Annotated in this window: 10 protein-coding genes and 1 pseudogene; 10 read left to right on the plus strand and 1 reads right to left on the minus strand. The window is 70.2% G+C overall.

Annotated features, from left to right (window positions below; all coding sequences use genetic code 11):
• A pseudogene (locus tag ACH4E7_RS29805) lies at positions 1 to 2888 on the minus strand (hypothetical protein); the annotation flags it as partial.
• Between the two features lie 411 nt (positions 2889 to 3299).
• Here ACH4E7_RS29805 and ACH4E7_RS29810 point away from each other — a divergent pair.
• From ACH4E7_RS29810 to ACH4E7_RS29855, 10 genes are all read left to right on the plus strand, one after another.
• Positions 3300 to 10184, plus strand: a complete 6885-nt coding sequence (locus tag ACH4E7_RS29810) for an RHS repeat domain-containing protein (protein ID WP_396252187.1) — start codon at positions 3300 to 3302, stop codon at positions 10182 to 10184.
• Positions 10185 to 10282: 98 nt separating this feature from the next.
• Positions 10283 to 10888, plus strand: coding sequence for a hypothetical protein (locus ACH4E7_RS29815; RefSeq protein ID WP_396252189.1), 606 nt, complete (start codon positions 10283 to 10285; stop codon positions 10886 to 10888).
• Positions 10889 to 11123: 235 nt separating this feature from the next.
• Complete coding sequence (locus ACH4E7_RS29820; protein ID WP_396252190.1) at positions 11124 to 11441, plus strand: WXG100 family type VII secretion target; 318 nt, start codon at positions 11124 to 11126, stop codon at positions 11439 to 11441.
• A 2-nt stretch (positions 11442 to 11443) separates the two neighbouring features.
• On the plus strand, positions 11444 to 13024 hold the full coding sequence (locus ACH4E7_RS29825) for a hypothetical protein (RefSeq protein ID WP_396252191.1): 1581 nt from the start codon (positions 11444 to 11446) through the stop codon (positions 13022 to 13024).
• A 10-nt stretch (positions 13025 to 13034) separates the two neighbouring features.
• Complete coding sequence (locus tag ACH4E7_RS29830; RefSeq protein ID WP_396252193.1) at positions 13035 to 13424, plus strand: hypothetical protein; 390 nt, start codon at positions 13035 to 13037, stop codon at positions 13422 to 13424.
• Complete coding sequence (locus tag ACH4E7_RS29835; RefSeq protein WP_396252194.1) at positions 13421 to 13885, plus strand: protease inhibitor I42 family protein; 465 nt, start codon at positions 13421 to 13423, stop codon at positions 13883 to 13885. The genes ACH4E7_RS29830 and ACH4E7_RS29835 overlap by 4 nt, the downstream gene beginning before the upstream one ends.
• Positions 13886 to 14048: 163 nt before the next feature.
• Positions 14049 to 14843 (plus strand): ABC transporter ATP-binding protein, encoded by a 795-nt coding sequence (locus ACH4E7_RS29840; protein WP_396252195.1) that lies wholly within the window; start codon positions 14049 to 14051, stop codon positions 14841 to 14843.
• Positions 14828 to 16849: a hypothetical protein gene (locus ACH4E7_RS29845; RefSeq protein ID WP_396252196.1), complete on the plus strand. Its 2022-nt coding sequence runs from the start codon at positions 14828 to 14830 to the stop codon at positions 16847 to 16849. Before ACH4E7_RS29840 ends, ACH4E7_RS29845 begins: the two co-directional genes overlap by 16 nt.
• Positions 16850 to 16901: 52 nt before the next feature.
• The gene (locus tag ACH4E7_RS29850; RefSeq protein ID WP_396252198.1) at positions 16902 to 18200 is read left to right on the plus strand and encodes a histidine kinase; all 1299 of its coding nucleotides are present in this window, start codon (positions 16902 to 16904) and stop codon (positions 18198 to 18200) included.
• On the plus strand, positions 18164 to 18820 hold the full coding sequence (locus ACH4E7_RS29855; RefSeq protein ID WP_396252200.1) for a LuxR C-terminal-related transcriptional regulator: 657 nt from the start codon (positions 18164 to 18166) through the stop codon (positions 18818 to 18820). The genes ACH4E7_RS29850 and ACH4E7_RS29855 overlap by 37 nt, the downstream gene beginning before the upstream one ends.
• The last annotated feature ends 21 nt before the right edge of the window (positions 18821 to 18841 follow it).

Genomic DNA, 18841 nt, shown 5'->3' on the forward strand with positions numbered 1-18841 from the left:
CAGAGGGCCGCGTCCGCGCCGTTGTTGGTGCTCTCGACGGTCAGCAGGCCGGTCTTGTTCTTGAAGCCCAGCTTGGGGTCGAGGTCGGTGTTCACCGGGTCGCCGAGCGCGGCGATGCGCAGCGTCGTGGACCAGTCGTTGGCGTTGTAGCCGGCCGCGGTGAGCCAGGAGCAGTCCTCGGTGGAGGTCTTGACGCACTTCGGCTTGGTGAGGGAGACCGGCTTGTCGATCCGGCCGTAGACACCGGTGTTGCCGGGGTTCGGGTAGAGCTTGAGCTCCGGGTCGCCGGCGGCGTGGGCGATCACGTCGTCGATGTTGTTGCCGCCGGTGAGCGTGCCGCGGTGGGTGTACTGGATGCCCGCCCAGCCCTTGCCGCCGGGCGCGTCGGCCGGAGTGGCGACGGTGGTCACGGCCGGGCTCTTGGCGTTGGGGTTGCCCGGGGCGTTGTAGCTGTGCAGGTAGCCGGCCTGGTCGGGCAGCAGGATGTCGGGGGCGCCGTCGCCGGTGACGTCACCGAAGACCGGTGGCGGGCCGTCCGGGTTCCACGGCACGTAGAAGGAGTACGCGGCGACCGGCGAGAGGTTGCGCGCCTGGTCTATCACCTGGATGTAGAGGACGTTGGTGCCCCAGCGGCTCGGGGCGATCGGGATGCCGTCCGATGGGTAGTTGGCGCCACAGGCCCAACTCGCCCCGGTGAACTGCGGGTCCCAGCCCCAGCGGGCGCAGACCACACCGGAGGCGCTGCCGTTCGGCGCGGGATCGGTGGCGGTGAAGGGCACCAGGCCCTGCTCGCCGACGCGCTTCTTGGCGACCTGGCCGTTGCCGGACGGCGGGAACTTGTTCGCCAGATCGCCCTCGGGCAGCAGGGTGTAGACGTTCGGGACGGAGATGGTCGGCGGAGTCTGGTCGACACCGAAGCGGCACGTCGGGGTCGAGGCGGACATCTGGACCAGCCGGTCCGTGGCCAGGGCGCTCCAGCCGTAGACGTGGCCTTCCTTGATGACACCCGGCTTGACCTGGAAGGCCGCGTTCCCACCGTTCGGCACCTCGGCCGTGAAGCCGGAGTCGCCACCGGAGCTCGGGTCGGTGTAGTCCCAGATGTGGGTCCAGGCGAACAGCGAGCTCTGCGCGTTGCTGCTGACCGTCGCGTTGAGCGTGACGGAGCCGTTGAAGCCGGAGTCGGAGTTGAGCCAGCCGATCGAGTTGCCGTCGCAGCCCTGGTTCTCGGCCCACGGCACGGAGGTGCTGGGAGCGGGCCAGGCGTACGGGTTGGTCGGGGTGTTCGGCACCCGGTCGTACTCCACCACGACGGCCGGGTTGTAGGTGAGGCGCTTGAACGCCATCGCGTCGGACTCGTTGCGGGCGAACAGGCCGAAGGTGAGGTTGTCGTGGTTCGGCGCGTACTGGCGGTAGACGCCGGTGACGTCGTAGTCGAACTGGGTGTTGCCGCCGCAGCCGTCCTGCCCCGCGCCGCCGACGTCCGCCGAGCCGACTCCGGTCACCACACCGGGGGAGTTGTTCCAGGTGGTGTTGTTGTCGATCGCACCGGTGAACTTGAGGTCGACGGTGTACTGGTTGGTGCAGGAGTGGTCCGAGGACTTGGCCTCGAAGAAGGACATGGTCGCCTTGTTGATGACGATGTCGTTGTACCAGCGGGTGTCGAACTGGAAGTAGGAGCGTTCTACGCCCTTGTCGGTCCGGTAGCCCTGGTAGCCGACACCCGGCTGGGCGTACGGGTCACCGGAGTTGGCGATGGTGCGGCCGAGGTTGTTGGTGCCGGGGTACGCCGACTGGGTCCAGGTCCAGGTGGTGGCCTCGCGGCGGTCGTAGAGCCAGCCGGGGTCGATGAACCAGGGGCCCTGGCCCTTGCCGAGGACGGTGTCGTCGGTGGTGACCTCGACGGCGTCGGCGGTGGCCTTGGTCGGCATGGTGGCGACCTTGGCGCTGGCGCCGGGGCCGTCGGCGGTGCTCTTCTGCTCCCGGGGGTCGCCGCCCTGGTCCTGCCCGTCGCGCTGGGCGGCGGCGGCCTTGCCCTTGGGGGCGTTGGGGGCGGCGGTGCCGGTGGTGCTGTCCCACATCTGGGGGGTGGAGGCGTGCCAGCGGACCTTGCCGTCCTTGGTGGTGGCGGTGAGGTTGCCGGCGTCGTCGGCCTTGACGGTGACGCCCTTGGCCTTGGTGGGGAAGCGGACCTTCTTGAGCGCCGGGTTCTTGGCGGCTTCGGAGGTCTTGACGATCAGGACGGTGGAGAGGCCGCCGAGTTTGGAGGCCGTGACCCTGAGGTCGATGCCGGGGGCGACCTCGGGGTAGACCAGGGCCTCGCCGTTCGGGTCGAGGGTTGGCTTGGTCAGCGGGAAAGGGGAGTCGATGGTGAGGGACTCGCCGTCGGGGCTGGTCAGGGTGCCCAGGGGTCCGTCTCCGCCGCCGGAGAGGTGGACGCCCGCGACGGCGGTCTTGGGTCGGTAGCCGCCGTGGTCGTCGGGGACGAGGGTGCCGTCGAGGTTCGCCCAGGTGTTGTTCTGCTTCACGCGCTGGGGTTCGACGTGCTGGGTGCGGGAGAGGTGTCCGGCGGGGGTGGCGACGGTCTCGCTGTACTCGTCGGTCAACTCCGGGATGGGGACGGGCTTTCCGGTCTTCTTGGCCTCGGCGATGGCCTTGTCGGACGCGAGTTCGGGCTTCTCGCCGGCGAACTTGGCGTCGCCGGCGGCGATCTGGGCGGCCAGGGCCTTGGGGATCGGCTGAGCCTGGCCGGTCGGGGTGCCGGCGGCGGTGGCGGACGGGGAGTCGGAGGCGAAGGCGAGCGGCGCGATCGGCCCGACGGAGGTCAGCGCGAGCGCCAGGCTGACCGCGACGGCGTACGACCGCCGCGACGGATACCTGGTTCTGCGCATGCCGGAGGAACCTCCGGGCGGAGCGGCAGACATGGTGAAGCCCTTCGATGGAAGGTTGGATCGGCTGTGGACGACGTCTGGATTCGGATCGTCCGCAGAGGTCTTTGAGCAAGCTGCCGTAATGCTGAGTCAGCGTCAATCTGGTTCGATGGGTGGGTTGTCCGCTTTGACGGGCCGTCCGCCGATTTAGTTCAGATGTGATCTGAATTACATGCTCAGAGGATCCTCAAGCCGCTCGACCGCTGGATTGTTAGCCCCCTACCCTTCAGCGAGACCGTCCGCGTCGAACCGCGGCGCGGACTACTCATAGGGGCGGAAGTGTCTTCTTTTCCCGAACGGTCACCCGGTGACACCGGGTGGGATAAACCATCCATTAGATGGCGTAAGTCCCGTATCGCAATGTTGAGCTCAATGGCCGTGTTGACCGTTTTGGCGGTTCTGGCCGCGCCGATCGGTTCGTCGGTCGCCGTCGCGGCGGACGGCGGCCAGGGCCAGGACAAGATCTGGTCTCCGCCGAACACACCGCTGTCGAAGACGACTTCGGTGGCCGGTGCGGCGGACAAGCCCAAGTCGGCGTCGCCGCAGACCGGTTCGCCGAACTGGACGCCGCCGAAGTCGGTACCGCAGCCGAAGCAGGGCAGTGCGGATGTGACCCTGGACCCGGCTGCCGGCAGCTCCAAGCGGGCCGGCGAACTGCCGGTCTGGCTTGCCCCGGTGAGCGGGGCTGACGGCTCCTCGCCCGCCGTCCCTGTCCGGGTGCAGGTCGTCGCCCCCGGCTCATCGTCTTCAAAGGGAGTGCAGGGAACGGTCGTTGGACTGTCTCGCGACGAGGCGGTGAAGGCGGGCAAGGTCCAGGTCGGGCTTGACCTCGGCGCAATGGGGGTCAGCGGCGAGTTCGCGCAGCGGGCGCGGCTGGTGGCGCTGCCGGAGTGTGCGCTGAGCACGCCGGAGGCGGACGGGTGTCAGACCCGTACGCCGGTGACTTCGCACTACGACGAGCAGGCGAAGCGGCTGGTGGCGGACGTCGAGCTGCCGGCGGCCGGTGGCAAGAAGAAGGGGACGCGGTCGGAGTCTGCGGCTGCGGCGGATTCGGTTGCCGGTGCGGGGCAGGTGCTGCTGGCGCTGGACGCGGCGCCTTCCAGCGGGACCGGTACGTACAGCGCCACACCGCTGTCACCGAGCCAGAAGTGGGCGGCAGGCACCGCGTCGGGGTCGTTCACGTACAGCTACCCGATCGTGGTTCCGCCGTCCCTGGGCGGCGGTGCGCCGTCGCTCGCCCTCGGGTACGACTCGGCGTCGGTGGACGGCAAGACGGCGTCCACGAACGCGCAGGCGTCGTGGATCGGTGACGGCTGGGACCTGAGCGCCGGCTTCGTCGAGCGCTCGTACCGGGCCTGCGACAAGGCGGGCATTCCGGGTTCGGCCGACCAGTGTTGGGGCGGTGCGAACTTGACGCTGTCCCTCGGCAATCACGCCGGCGAAATCGTTCCCGACGACGCGTCATGCGCGACGGGTGCTGCGACCGATGAGCAGTCGAAGTGCACGTGGCGCTTGAGGGACGACGACGGGACGAAGGTCGAGTTCCTGACCGGGGCCAACAACGGGACCTGGAACGGCTCGTACCTGAAGGTGACCGACACGACGGGGACGGCATACTACTTCGGTCTCAACCAGCTTCCGGCGGCCGACGGTTCGCCGAGCAAGGTGGGGCCGGAGAGCAAGTCGGCGTGGACGGTGCCGGTGTACTCGCCAAACGCGGGTGACCCGTGCTACGACCCGGCGAAGGGCAAGGGTTCGTGGTGCCAGTCGGCTTGGCGCTGGAACCTGGACTACGTGGTCGACCCCCACGGGAACCTGACGACGTACGCCTACACGCCGGAGACCAACTGGTACGCGCGCGGTGGCGCCCAGAACGGTGGCAAGGGCGAGAACACCCCGTACACACGTGGTGGTGTTCTGGCTTCGACCACGTACGGACAGTTGCTGTCCGACCAGCTCGGCGCCGGTGGTGCCTACCAGGCCGCCGCGCGGGTCGACTTCGACTCGGGTGAGCGGTGTGTGTCGGGGGCGGCGGCCTGTGATGCGTCGCAGCGGACGGTGGCGAACGCGGCGAACTGGCCGGACGCGCCGCTGGACAAGCAGTGCCTGGACACTGGTGCCTGCACCAACTACGGCCCGACGTACTGGTCGACGAAGTGGCTGAACGCCGTCACCACCTCGATCCGTTCGGGTGGCTCCTATCGTCCGGTGGACCGCTACGAGCTGACGCACGTCTTCAAGACGCCGCAGAACGCGACGGAGAACGCTCCGATCGCCTGGCTGCAGTCGGTGAAGCGGATTGGCAAGGACACGGCCAACGGCCAGACCGAGCAGTCCCTGCCGCCGGTGACCTTCGCGGACCTGCAGTTGCCCAACCGGGTCGACGGTCTGGTGCCGGCGCGTCCGCGCTACAACCGCCCGCGCTTGGCGGTGATCACCAACGAGAGCGGCGGCACGATCACGGCCTCGTACACCAAGGATTCGTGTTCTCGGGTCACGGGCAGGATGCCGGCCTCGGCCGACAGCAACACCATGGGCTGCTACGCGGTGAAGTGGTTCGACACCAGCCTGCAGACCACAGTGGACGACTGGTTCCTGCGCTATCCGGTCGACACGGTCACCGTCGATCCCAACGCGGGGCTGATCACGGGCTCGGTGCCTACCGTCACGTCCTACTCGTACGGTCTGGCGGCCTGGCACCGCAACGACAGCCCGCTCGTGGAGCCCGACTACCGCACCTGGGACCAGTTCCGCGGCTTCGCGAGCGTGACCACGGTGACCGGCTCGGGCAAGGACGGCGCGCAGTCGAAGTCGACCACCACCTACTACCAGGGCATGGACCAGGACATCAAGGCCGACGGAAAGCCGAAGGGCGCCACCGTGGCCGGGGTGAGGAGCGGCAGTCGGACCGACTCCGACTGGCTTTCCGGACAGGTACTGGAGACGGACACCTACGCGGACGCCTCCACCGATGCGGGCTCGCCGCTCTCGTACACCGTGAACACGTACGAGAACCCGTCGCCGACCGCCACCCACAAGCGCGCCGGTTTGCCGGACTTGGTCGCCCAGTACCAGGCGACCAAGGTCACCGCGGCCACGACGGCCACGACCACGACCGGTACCCGTACCACCTCGACGGTGACCACCAGCGACCCGGCGAACAACAATCGGGCCACGACGTCGCTGAGCACCGCCGACGGCACGCCGGACGTGTGCACCCGCAACCGGTATGCGGCCGCCACCAACCCGCAGATGACCGGGCTGGTGTCTGAGGTGTTCGTGATCTCCGGCTCCAACGCCTGTACGGCGGATGCGAGCGCGGCCAACACGGTCTCCGACACGCGCACGCTCTACGACGGCCAGGCCTTCGGCGCCTCCGGCGCCAAGGGCGAGGTCACCGGCGTCCTGGTGCTTGACGGCTACGACGGCAACGGCACCGCCCAGTACGTCACCAAGGCGGTGAACGGCTACGACGCGTACGGCCGGATGACCTCTGCCACCGATCTGACCGTCACCGACACCGCGAACCCGAACGGCGCCGTCACGACGACCACGTACAACTCGGCCAACCCGGGTGAGCTGTCGAACAAAGTGGTCACCGGTACCCCAGCCCCGGCGGGCGCGCCAGACGCGGGTGGTCGGCGGGAGACCGCCGTCACCGTTGACCCGGCCCGTGCGCTGCCACTCACCTCGATCGATCCCAACGGTCGTAGCACGACCAAGGCCTACGACAGCCTTGGGCGGCTGAAGGCGGTCTGGATCCCGGGTCGCGACACTGGGGCGGGAGCGAACCTCACGTACGACTACGCCGTCAACGGCACCCAGTCGCCGTCGACCGTGACTACGAAGTCGTTGCGTCCGGGCGGCATCGCCTACGGCACGGCGACGCAGATCATGGACGGCCTGGGCCGCGTGGTGCAGACCCAGGGGGACCCGGCGACCCCGGCGTACCACGGCCGTCTGGTCACGGACACGTTCTACGACTCGCAGGGGCGGGTGAACCGCACTTACAGTGCCTACTACGACGACACCAACGCTCCGAGCACAACCCGCTGGATTCCGGACGGTGCGATGGTGCCGAACCAGAGTGTGGTGCAGTTCGACGGTCTGGGACGTGCGGTGAGCACCCAGTTCGTGGCCCTGGGCAGGGTGCAGACCACGACGACCACCGCGTACCCCGGTGCGGACCGGGTGGACGTGTCGCCTCCGACCGGTTCGACCGCGACCAGCACGGTCACCGACGCCCGTGGGCGCAAGACGCAGCTGTGGCAGTACAAGACGGCTTCCGCGACCGGTAACCCGGCCGACGCCGATGTCACCAACTTCACGTACACGCCCGGTGGGCAGGCGGCCACCCGGGTGGACGCGGCCGGGAACACCTGGAGCTTCGGCTACGACCAGCGCGGTCGTGTGGTGCGATCCGACGACCCGGACACCGGTGTGTCGACCCGCACCTACGACGGCGCCGGCCGCCTCGCGTCGACCACGGACGCGCGCGGGCAGACCGTAGTGATCACCTACGACCTGCTGAACCGCAAGACCGGTACGTACAACGGCTCGGTGGGCCCGGCGAACCAGCTGACCGGCTACACCTACGACACCGTGGTCAAGGGCCGGCCGACCGCCTCGACCCGCTACGTGGGCGGCGCGGGCGGCTCGGTGTACACCAAGGCCGTCGGCGAGTACGACACGGCATACCGGGTGACGAAGAGCACCGTTTCGATCCCTGGTAGCGAGATCGGCCAGACGGGGCAGGCGTCTTTCGATTACGGCGCCAGCTACGACCCGGTGACCGGTTCCATGACCACCGAGGGCCGCGCCGCTGCCGGCGACCTCGCCCAGGAGGCGATCGACTACCACTACGACGACTACGGCCAGCTCAACGACATGAGCGGCGCGGGCTACACGTACCTGCGGCAGGCGGACTGGGATGCGTACGGGCGCAACATCCGTGACACGATGAACCCGTGGGGCACCCAGATCGTCGCCACCAACACCTACGACGAGCCGACCGGGCGTCTGCTGACCCAGTACATCGACAAGCAGACCTCGACCACCGGTACCGTCCAGAACACCACCTACGCCTACAACCAGGCAGGCCGGATCACCGCGATCCGCACGATCCCGGACAACAGCCCGGACCGGACGGACCTGCAGTGCTTCACCTACGACTACCTGGGTCGCCTCACCACGGCGTGGTCGGACACCGGGCAGCTCAACCAGCCCACCCCGTCCCTCGCCGGCCAGGGCGCCTGCGCCAACTCCACGCCCACCAGCGGGGCTTCGGCCCCGGCGAAGACGACCGTCGGGGGTAGCGCGCCGTACTGGCAGGATTACACCTACGATGCGGTCGGCAACCGGACCAAGCTGGTCATGCACAACCCGACCGGCGACCCGGTGAAGGACCTGACGATCGATCAGACCTTTCCGGCTGCGGGCAGCCGCAACACGCCGACCACCGCGGCCGGTACGGGCGGTGGCACCGGTGGTGTGCATGCGCCGACCGCCGTCAAGTCCACGTTCCCCAACAACTGGAGTGCGCCGGGCAGTTACCAGTACGACGCGGCGGGCAACACCACGAAGATCGCCAACCCGGGTGCCAACAAGACCATGGGTGCCGGCTTCGTGCTGAACTCCAATGAGTCGATCCGCTCCAGCAGTGTCCAGCTGACCATGCAGGCGGACGGCAATTTGGTGCTGACCTCGCTGCGGACCGGTCTGGTGACCTGGTCGTCCAACACCGGTGGCCACCAGGGTGCGTGGGCGACGATGCAGGACGACGGCAACTTCGTCGTCTACGACCCTCAGCGCAACCCGCTCTGGTCCTCGCAGTCGTGGATCGGCCCGAACAGCAAGTACTTCGCCGTGGTCCAGGACGACGGCAAGTTCATGGTGTACGCGCCGGGTTGGGTCCCGAAGTGGGACTCCCACACCTGGAACGCCGTGGACGCGGCCAACGGCGCCGACCTGAGCTGGGACGTCGAGGGCAAGCTCGCCTCGATGAAGCAGGGCAGCGCGACCACGTCCTACGTCTACGACGCGGACGGCAACCAGCTGGTCCGCCGCAACCCCGGCAAGGTCACGGTCAACCTCGGCGGCGGTGACGAACTCACCTACGACACCAACGCCAAGACCAGCACCGGCACCCGCTACTACACCATCCCCGGCGGCGTCACCCTGGTCCGCCAGGGTCCGACCAAGCTGACCTACCAGTTCTCCGACCACCACAACACCGGCACCCTGTCCATCGACTCGGACACGACCAACGAGACCCGCCGCTGGACCGACCCCTTCGGTGTCCTGCGCGGCTCAGGCGTGGCCAACCCATGGGTCGGCGACAAGGGCTTCGTGGGCGGTCTGAAGGACGACGTCACCGGCTTCACCAACCTGGGCGCCCGGCAGTACCAGCCCAGCACCGGCCGCTTCCTCAACGCGGACCCACTGATGCTCCCCGACGACCCGCAGCAGTGGAACTCCTACGGCTACGCCAACGGGAACCCCGTGGTCAACTGGGATCCCACCGGCATGCAACTGGAGGAGTGCGCCAACGGCATGGCCAAGTGCGAGAACATGGGCACCAAGGTCGTGGACAAGGGCTGGAACTACAACCGGGTCGTCGCCGAGGCCGCGGCTGGGGAGCCGTTCCGACAGGCCGGGTTGGAGACGTTCCTGCACGGTGCGCCGCCGTTGGGCAGCCCCGCCAACCCCAAGAAGCCGAAGCCGGTACCCGCTTCCGAGATCAACAAGGACATGCCCAAGGCCGACGACGACGTCATCGTCACCTCGACCGAGAAGACCTGGGAGGACTACCTCAACCTGAACATCGGGGCCGAGGTCCAGATGGCCAAGGAGGACGCTACCAAACAGCTCACCGAGAGCAGGACGAAGACCAAGCAGTGGACCAAGCAACTCGCTGAGAAGACCACCAAGTCCGAGGGGAGAAAGATCGCCGGATCGCTGGAGGCCTACGACGTCATCAAGATCGAGGCCGAGGCGAACTGGAACACCACCACTGAGACCGGCAGCCAGACGACCGACTCGACGACCGACACGAACTCGGTCAGTACCACGGAGTCCATCAAGGTCAAGGCTGGGCAGGAATACGGGTGGGCGCCGCTCTTCCACAAGACGAACTACCAGACCACCTACTACCACAAGGACGGTACGGTGACGCGGAAGGATTGGTCCACCATCCAGTTCGTCAGTTGGAACCGGGTCACTTTCGACTCCAACCCCGAAATGCACGTCGACCGGTGACGGTGTGTCGTCGCGAGACGACGTGAGTCATCGGAACGACTCCTGAAGGAGGGATGAACCACATGGCGGGACGCTCCGCGAAGCTTCAGGCTGCTCTCATGGGTCTGGTGTGCGGTGCCAGTGCGTGCACCGGGATGACCGGGGGCGGCGGGGTGTCCGCCACCGGTGGGGAGACGACGGCGGTCACGCCCCGACCGACGTTCCCGGAGAGCTCCAAGCAGGTGATCCTGCGGTTCGCGAAGGAGAACGGGACGGCGCCGGCGGGTGACCGGTTCACCGAGTACGACGGCGCGTTCGGGCCGGAGTTGATCTGGGTGGCGGAGAAGACCGGCGACCTGTGCGTCGGGTCGGAGAGCGTCACGGCCGGGACGTGTCAGACGGCGAAGCGGACCGCCGAGGCGCGGGTTCCCGGGGTCGGCATCTTCGTGGACAGCGGATCGGTCGATCACGGGAAGCCCTCATGGGCCGTCCGGCTGATGGCCAGCGGCGAGACGATCGACCACCTGTCGTGCCAGGGCCGGGAGTTCCCGGTCCGGAAGGTGTTCTCCGTTGACCTGGAGGGTGCCCTGCGCACCGTCTACACCGTCGTCATTCCGCAGGACCTCCAGGGCGAGTACCGAGTGGCTGTCCGGCGGGACGGCCAGTCGGCCGAGGAACGTCTCGATCTCAACCTGGAGAAGGTCGACCCGCCCGTGGAGTGCTGAGCGGTCGGTCGTGACCGACGGTGCCCCGCCCCCGCGGCCAGCGGAGGCGGGGCACCGCTGTGTCCGCGTCCGGTTCCCCAAGACATCCCCTCGATCCTGTGCCCGTTCCGTACAGATCTGGCGGGTTGTGCGCACGCCCCGCCACCCCTGCGTTCTCCCCGGTGGGAAGCGGCGGAACTGCCGCTATGCTGTCCGGCGATCTTCGGACGGTATGACGGGGAATCGGGGGAGCAGCATGGGTAGCGACGGCGCCGGGACGGGGTTCAGTGCGCATCCGGACAAGCTCGGGGACGCGGGTGACCAGCTGATCGCGGCGGGGCAGGACGTCCGCTCGGTCAAGGACACCCTGGGCAAGTTGAACATGTCGGACCCGGGGGTGCTCGGGGAGTACGCGGGTGACGCGGCCAAGGCCTTCTGGTCGGCGTGGCAGGACGAGCTCGGGGTGAACCTGGACGCGCTGACCGACCTCGGCGGCAAGGTGCACACCACCGCGGCCAACTACGCCACGACGGACCACGGGGTCGAGCGGCAGTACCAGAAGCAGGGGGCCTGACCGTGCCCGACCACGTTCCGAACCCGCTCGGCATCGACCTGGGGAGCCAGCGGCAGCAGGCCGAGTCGCTGAAGAAGACCATCGACGAGTCGCACGGCATGTGGGGCGCGGGCGATCTCAAGTACGCCGTGCACGACGCCCTGCAACTGCCCGCCCCCAAGGGGGACTCCGGCAAGATCGGTGACCTCGTCGCCGCGTACAACACGGCGGTCGGCCAGATCGACCAGATCCAGATCAAGGTGACGCAGGTCGGCTCCCAGCACCTGCCCGACGCCTGGACCGGGCAGGTCGGCGAGAAGGCCGCCGAGGTGGTCAAGGCCTCCGCCGACGACCTGGGGCGCTGCCGCGACGCGATGGAGAAGGGCCGGCAACAGCTCAGCACGCTGGCCACCGCGCTGAGCGAGGCGCAGACCCTGCACGGGCAGGGCGCCGCGCCGCTGAGCGAGGCGTTGAAGCTGCTGCACGACATCACCGTCAGTGGGGCGCCGGACCCGATCAACTGGGACGACGACAAGATGCACAGCGCCCACGCCAAGGCGAAGGACGGCATCAAGTCGATCTACGACGCCGCGGTGAAGGCCGAGAATGCGGGCCGCGCCGCCGCCCGTGAGCTGAACGCACTGGCGGACAAGGCGCTGGCGGGCAAGTTCAAGAACAAGGGCCTCGGCGCGGAGGACAAGCTGGTGCTCGTCGACGCGTCCGTCGGCGGCGACACGAAGTACGGCACCATCCTGACCGAGGCCAACGCCACCCGGGCCGCCCAGCTCATGGACCAGATGAGCGACGCCGACCGGGCCCGCTTCGACCAGCTGCTGGCCGGGACCAAGTCCCCGGAGGAGCGCGCCTACCTGATGAAGGCGCTGGCCGCCGGACACAGCTACGACGAGGTCAAGGCCTTCGACGACCAGATCCACACGCACGCCGACGACCCCGCCTGGCTCGCGGCGCGGATCTCTCCGGTCCAGCTGGACTCCGCCGCGTCCGGCCAGAACGCGACCGGTTACGGGGGCGTGGCGTGGGACCAGGGCCAGCACAACACCTGCGTGGCCGCCTCGACGGTGACCGCCCGGGCGACGGTCGACCCGCTGTTCGCCTTCCAGCTCACCACCGGTGGGCATCCCGGCGACCCGGCGTACGACAACGGTCAGGCCGCGAAGGACCGTTGGGACAAGGAGACGAACCGCGTCTACGACTCCCGCTCCTGGATGCACCTGGGGCAGGACGGGATGTGGGACTGGGAGTCCAAGGACATCGCCAACTCCGAGATCGGCGATCACACCGGGGCCGGCTACAAGAACGTCGACCTGGAGGGGGAGGACCAGCGCAGGAACGTCCTGGCCCAGGTCGAGTCGGCGGTGGACCAGGGCAAGCCGGTGCCGATCTCGGTCAAGGAGGACACCTGGTTCAGGCCCGACGGCCACCAGATGATGATCATCGGGCACCGCGGCGACCAGCTGGAGATCTACAACCCCTGGGGCTACACGGTCTGGGTCAGCGAGGACGACTTCATCCACAACCACATGACGGGCGCCGCCGAGGGCGGCAACATGCCCATCGCCGAGAGCGTCAGGATGCCCAAGTGAGGCTTGAGAGTTGAGCACCCGCCTGCCCATGAGCGACGACCGGCTGGCCGAGCTGGACATCGAGGTCCTGCTGCGCTTCGGCCTGCCGGCCCCCGGCGTGGTCCGCTCCACGCTGTTCGGCGACGGCGCGGTGGGCGCCGCGATCATCGCCGACCGGCTCGGCGTCATGCCGCGCGCCGTGGCCTTCCTCGGCGAGGTGGTCCGCTCGGGAGGCACCGGCTTCGCGGCCGGGCTGCCCGAACCGCTGCCGGGCCCGGCGGCCGCCGTGGCCCGGGGCTGGCTGGCGGCGGCCGCCACGGTCGCGCAGGACCCGGTGGGGGACCAGCTGGTCGCCCGCTGGCTCGACGCGGTCGCCGCCGTCCTGGCACTGCGGGTCACCAACCGGGAGGCGAACTCGTGAAGAAGTGGCAGCGGATCCTCCTCGTCGCGGTCGTCCTGCTGGCCGTCGCGGGTACGGCGGGCGCGGTGGCGATCCACAAGATGACCACCGGCAAGCTCGACCACGGCACGGTGTTCACCGCCACCTCGGGTGAACTGTCCGTCAAGCCGGGCCAGCTGTTCTCGGTCGAGGTGAGCGCCCACCGGGAGCGGGGCGACGTCTGGACCGTGGCGGATCCGGCCCCCGACCCCGCGGTGGTGCAGACCGTCGGTGACGAGTTCGTCCGGAACGTCGGCCTGGCGAACCTGGGCGGCGCGATCGGCTCGGATTCCGGCGGTCACTACTACTTCGTCTTCCGCGCCGCCCAGAACCCCGGCCGGACCACCGTCACCGTGCACGTCTCCTACCGCGACCGCGGCGGCATGACGTTCTCCGGCGGCCCCGAGCAGACCAGGCGTCAGTTCACCGTCAACGTCGGTTGAGCCGTCACCGGTTGGGGGTGGGTCCAGACCCACCGCCAACCGGGGGCTCAGCCGTATTCTGCCGTCACCCCGCCGTCCCTAACGTTGATCACGAGCCGCCCGGAGCACGGGTGGCCGTGGGAGACACGGGGAGGGCGCGGTGCGGGGCAAGGTGCGGGAAACGGTGCACACGGGGCGGGGGTCCCGTCCGGAACCGGACGGCGGAGCCCCGGCACTGCGGCTGACGGGCCTGCGCAAGCGGTTCGGCGCGCACACCGCCGTGGACGGCGTCGACCTGGTCGTGCCGAGCGGATCCTTCTACGGGCTGGTCGGCCCCAACGGCTCCGGCAAGACCACCTCCCTCTCGATGGCCGTCGGCCTGCTGCGGCCGGACGCCGGGAGCTCGGAGATCTTCGGGGCCGCCGTGTGGAGCGACCCGGTGCGCGCCAAGTCCCTGGTCGGGGTGCTGCCGGACGGCATGATGCTGCCCGAGCGGCTGACCGGCCCGGAACTGCTGCACTACCTGGGCCGGCTGCGCGGCCTGCCGGCCGCCACCGTGGACGCCCGGGCCGAGGAACTGCTGGCCGTCCTGGAGCTGGACGACGCCGAGCACACCCCGGTGATCGACTACTCCACCGGGATGCGCAAGAAGATCGGCCTGGCCACCGCCCTGCTGCACGCCCCCCGGCTGCTGGTGCTGGACGAGCCCTTCGAGGCCGTCGACCCGGTGTCCGCCGCGACCATCCGGGTCATCCTCCAGCGCTTCACCGCCTCCGGCGGCTCGGTGGTGCTCTCCAGCCACGTGATGGCCCTGGTCGAGCAGCTCTGCGACCACGTCGGCGTGATCGCCGGCGGCCGGGTCCTGGTGGCCGGCCCGGTCGACGAGGTCCGCGCCGGGCGCGGCCTGGAGGACGTCTTCGTCGAGCTGGTCGGCGCCCGTACCGGCGGGAAGGAGGGGCTGTCGTGGTTGGCGTCCTGACCGGGATGAAGCTGACCGTCCTGCGACGGTCGATGTCCGGCCCCCGGGCCGCGAGCCTGATCATCGGGGGCGTGTGCGGCGCCCTGGCGGCGGTCGGCACGGCGCTGCTGGGCCTGGTGGACTTCCCCACCCCCGAGGCCGGGGTCGGCACGATCGCCCTGGTGCTGCTGGTGTGGACGGTCGGCTGGGCGGTCGGCCCGACCCTCACCGGCGGTGACCCGACCCTGCGGCTGTCCTACTTCACGCTGGTGCCGCAGCGACCGGGCAGGCTCGCCCTCGGTCTGCTGGGCGCCTCGTTCGTCGGCATCACCCCGCTGGTCAGCCTGGTCGCCTTCGCGGTGCTGATCGTCTTCGGCGCCGGGCTGGGGCCGCTGCCCGCCCTGGTCGCCGTCCCCGCCGTCCTGCTGCAGCTGCTGTTCGTGGCGGTGCTCGCCAAGCTGAGCCTGCAGGGCCTCGGCAGCGTGGCCCGCTCGCGGCTCGGCTGGGAGCTCTCCGCGCTGCTGGTCGGCCTGGTCTGCGGTTTCCTCAACACCGGCTGGTTCAGCATCGGCTTCTTCTTCAAGCTGCTCGGCGGCCACTGGGCCGCCACCATCGGGACGGTCGTGCGGGTGCTGCCCTCGGGCTGGGCGGTGGTCGCCGTGGACGCCGCCCGCCGCTCCGACTGGGCCCAGGCCGGCGCCCGCCTCGGCGGACTGCTCGCCCTCTGCGCGCTGCTGTTCGCCGCCTGGACCGCCCTGCTCTCCCGGCAGCTGGTGCGCGGTACGGCCGGCGGCGGCCGGTCCACCACCCGGCGCGGCGCCCGGCTGCGGGCCGTCCCGGACAGCCCCGAGGGCGCCGTCCTCGGCAAGGAGCTGCGTCTGTGGGTGCGCGACCCGCGCCGCGCCCGGTTCCTGCGGATAGCCCTGTGGACCGGCCTGTTCACCGGCCTGCTCCCGGTGCTCGGCGGATTCACCACCGTGCTGCCGTGGACCGGTGTGGTCCTCGCGCTGTACGCCGGGGCGCTCAGCTCCAGCCTGTACGGCCTGGACGCCGGCGCGCTCTGGCTGACCCTGGTCGTCCCCGGCGCCGAGCGGATCGACGTCCGGGCCCGGCAGCTGGCCTGGCTGCTGGTGGTCGGCCCGGCCGCCCTGCTGCTCACCGTGGTCGCCACCCTCGCCGTCCCGAACGGCTGGGCCTGGCCCTGGTCGCTCGCCACCCTGCCCGCCGTCCTCGGCGCCGGGGCGGGCCTGACGCCGCTGATGTCCCTGCTCGGCCCGACGCCGTTCCCGGACCGGCCCGGCGGCAACCCGCTGGACGGCTTCAGCGACGAGAGCGGCGACCAGGCCCGGATGCAGTCCCTGGCCGTCCTGCTGCTCCAGCTCTTCGCCGCGCTGCCCGCCGCCGGCGTCGTGCTGGCCGGCACCCTGCTGCACAGCGCGCCGCTGCGCTGGGCCGGGGTCGTGGTCGGCCTGGGCACCGGGCTGCTGTACGCCTGGTGGATGGGCCGGGAGGCCCGGCGCCGGCTGGAGACCCGCGGGCCGGAGCTGCTCGACGTGATGCGCAAGGGCGTGCGCCGGGTGACCGCGACCGCCCGGTCCGAGGAGGAGCAGGACCTGCTGGACGGCCTCTCCCGCCGCCGCACGACGATCGCCGGCCTGCTGGTGACGGTCGGGGTGCTGAGCACCGCTCCGCAGGGCGGGGTGGCGATGGGGATGTCGCTCCTCGCGCCGACGAACCGGAGCTGGTTCCTCGCCCTGTACCTGCCCGCGGGCTGGCAGGTGCCGGTGGAGGCGGGCTTCATCCTGCTGGGCGTGGCCTGCTTCTTCGGGGTGTACCGGCTGATCCGCGCCAAGCACTCCGCCGCCGGGCCCGTCCCGGCGGAACTCCCGGACCCTTCGGACTCCTTGGACCCTTCGGACCCTTCGGACCCGGAGACCGCGCCCGCCGCTCAGGCGCCCTCCGAGCGGACAACGGCCCACGGAACACCGCCCGTTGTCCGGGCCCGGCCCGCCCTGTTCCGCCGGTAGGGCGGGCCGGCTGCCATCATGATCAACCGAACTCGACACCCCGGAGCGCCTCGTGAGCACCCCTCAGACCCAAGCCGCCCAGGCGCTGCACACCGCCGTGCGGGCGCTCGGGCGCCTCGCCGTCCTGACCCTCCTGATCCCGGCCGGGGCGGTGCTGTCCGTGCTCTACCTGGCGTCCTTCCTGCTCTGGGGCTGCCTCGGGATGTTCCCGCTCTTCCCCCTGGCCACCAAGGTGGTCCGCAGCGCCGCCGGCGCCGCCCGCTGGGCGTCCGGCCACTGGTCGCAGGTGCCCGTACCGGTGCCCTACCAGCCGCGACCGGCGCTGGAACGCACTCTGCACGGCTGGTTCTGGACCGGCCACGACTACCACAAGAGCCGCTGGTTCGCGGGCATGGCGCGCACCCTCCGCTGGCTCTGGAACGACCCGGCGACCTGGCGCGACGCCCTCTGGGTGATCACCGACCCGCTGGTCGGCGGGGCGATCGCCGCCGGGCCCGTGCTGCTGATCGGCTCCGGCCTGTACGGGCTCGGGCAGCCCCTCGTGCCGTACGACCTGCCGCTCGGCGGCCTGCTCGCCTTCCTCCTCGGCCCGGTCCTGATCGCCGGCGGCCTCGCGCTCGCGCCGCCCGCGCTGCGCCTGCACGGCCTGTGGACCCTCTCCGTGCTCGGCCCCACCGAGCGCTCCCGGCTGGCCCAGCGGGTCGAGCAGCTCACCGAGATCCGGCTCGACGCCACCGAGGCCCAGGCCGCCGAACTGCGCCGCATAGAGCGGGACCTGCACGACGGCGCGCAGGCCCGACTGGTCGCGGTGAGCCTGCGGCTCGGTGCGGTCGCGGCACTGATCGACCGGGACCCGGAGAGCGCCAAGCAGGTGGTGGCGGACGCCCAGGAGAACGTCACCCAGGCCCTGCAGGAACTGCGCGACCTGGTCCGCGGCATCCACCCGCCGGTGCTCGCCGAACGCGGACTGGCCGAGGGGGTACGGGCGTTGTCGCTGGACGTCCCGCTGAAGGTCGAGGTCCGGGCCGAACTGCCGGGCCGGGCCGAGGCCCCGGTGGAATCGGCGGTCTACTTCGCCGTCAGCGAGGCCCTCACCAACGCCGTCAAGCACGGCGACGCCCGCCACGCCACGGTGGAACTCACCCACGCCGCCGGGCTGATGAGGGCCGAGGTGACCGACGACGGCCAGGGCGGGGCCGACCCCGGCAAGGGCAGCGGCCTGCGGGGCATCCAGCGCAGGTTGGCGGTCTTCGACGGTACGCTCGCGGTGACCAGCCCCCCGGGGGGCCCGACCAGGCTGATCATGGAGCTACCGTGCGTGTTGTCCTCGCCGAGGACCTCGTCCTGCTGAGGGACGGACTGGAACTGCTGCTGCGTGCCCACGGGCACGACATCGTCGCAGCGGTGGAGAGCGGGCCCGAACTGGCCGCCGCCCTCGCCGAACACCGCCCGGACATCGCCGTGGTCGACGTCCGCCTGCCCCCGACCCACACCGACGAGGGCCTCCAGGTCGCGCTGGCCGCCCGCCGCGAACAGCCCGGCCTGCCGGTGCTGGTCCTCTCCCAGCACGTCGAGCAGCTCTACGCCCGCGAGCTGATCGCCGACGGCACCGGCGGCGTCGGCTACCTCCTCAAGGACCGCGTCTCCAAGGCCGACCAGTTCGTCGACGCCGTCCACACCGTCGCCGCCGGCGGTACGGTCATGGACCCCCAGGTCATCACCCGCCTCCTCGCCCGCAACGCCTACGACGAGCCGCTCGCGATGCTCACCCCGCGGGAGCGGGACGTCCTGGCGATGATGGCCGAGGGGCGCTCCAACGCGGCGATCGCCCAGCGCCTGCACTTCAGCGAGGGCGCGGTCAGCAAGCACACCTCCAACATCTTCGCGAAGCTGGGGCTCGGGGCGTCGGACGACGACAACCGGCGGGTGCTGGCGGTGCTGGCGTACCTGAACGGGACGCGCTCCGCCTGAGAACGACATTCAGTACGTCGG

The sequence above is a fragment of the Kitasatospora sp. NPDC018058 genome, from assembly GCF_044327205.1.
Taxonomy (GTDB): Bacteria; Actinomycetota; Actinomycetes; order Streptomycetales; family Streptomycetaceae; genus Kitasatospora.

What these genes read in the sequence shown, in the direction of transcription:
- ACH4E7_RS29810 (WP_396252187.1), top strand. Translation starts at nt 3,300, where the DNA reads ATGGCCGTGTTGACCGTTTTGGCGGTTCTGGCCGCGCCGATCGGTTCG.
- ACH4E7_RS29815 (WP_396252189.1), top strand. Translation starts at nt 10,283, where the DNA reads ATGGGTCTGGTGTGCGGTGCCAGTGCGTGCACCGGGATGACCGGGGGC.
- ACH4E7_RS29820 (WP_396252190.1), top strand. Translation starts at nt 11,124, where the DNA reads ATGGGTAGCGACGGCGCCGGGACGGGGTTCAGTGCGCATCCGGACAAG.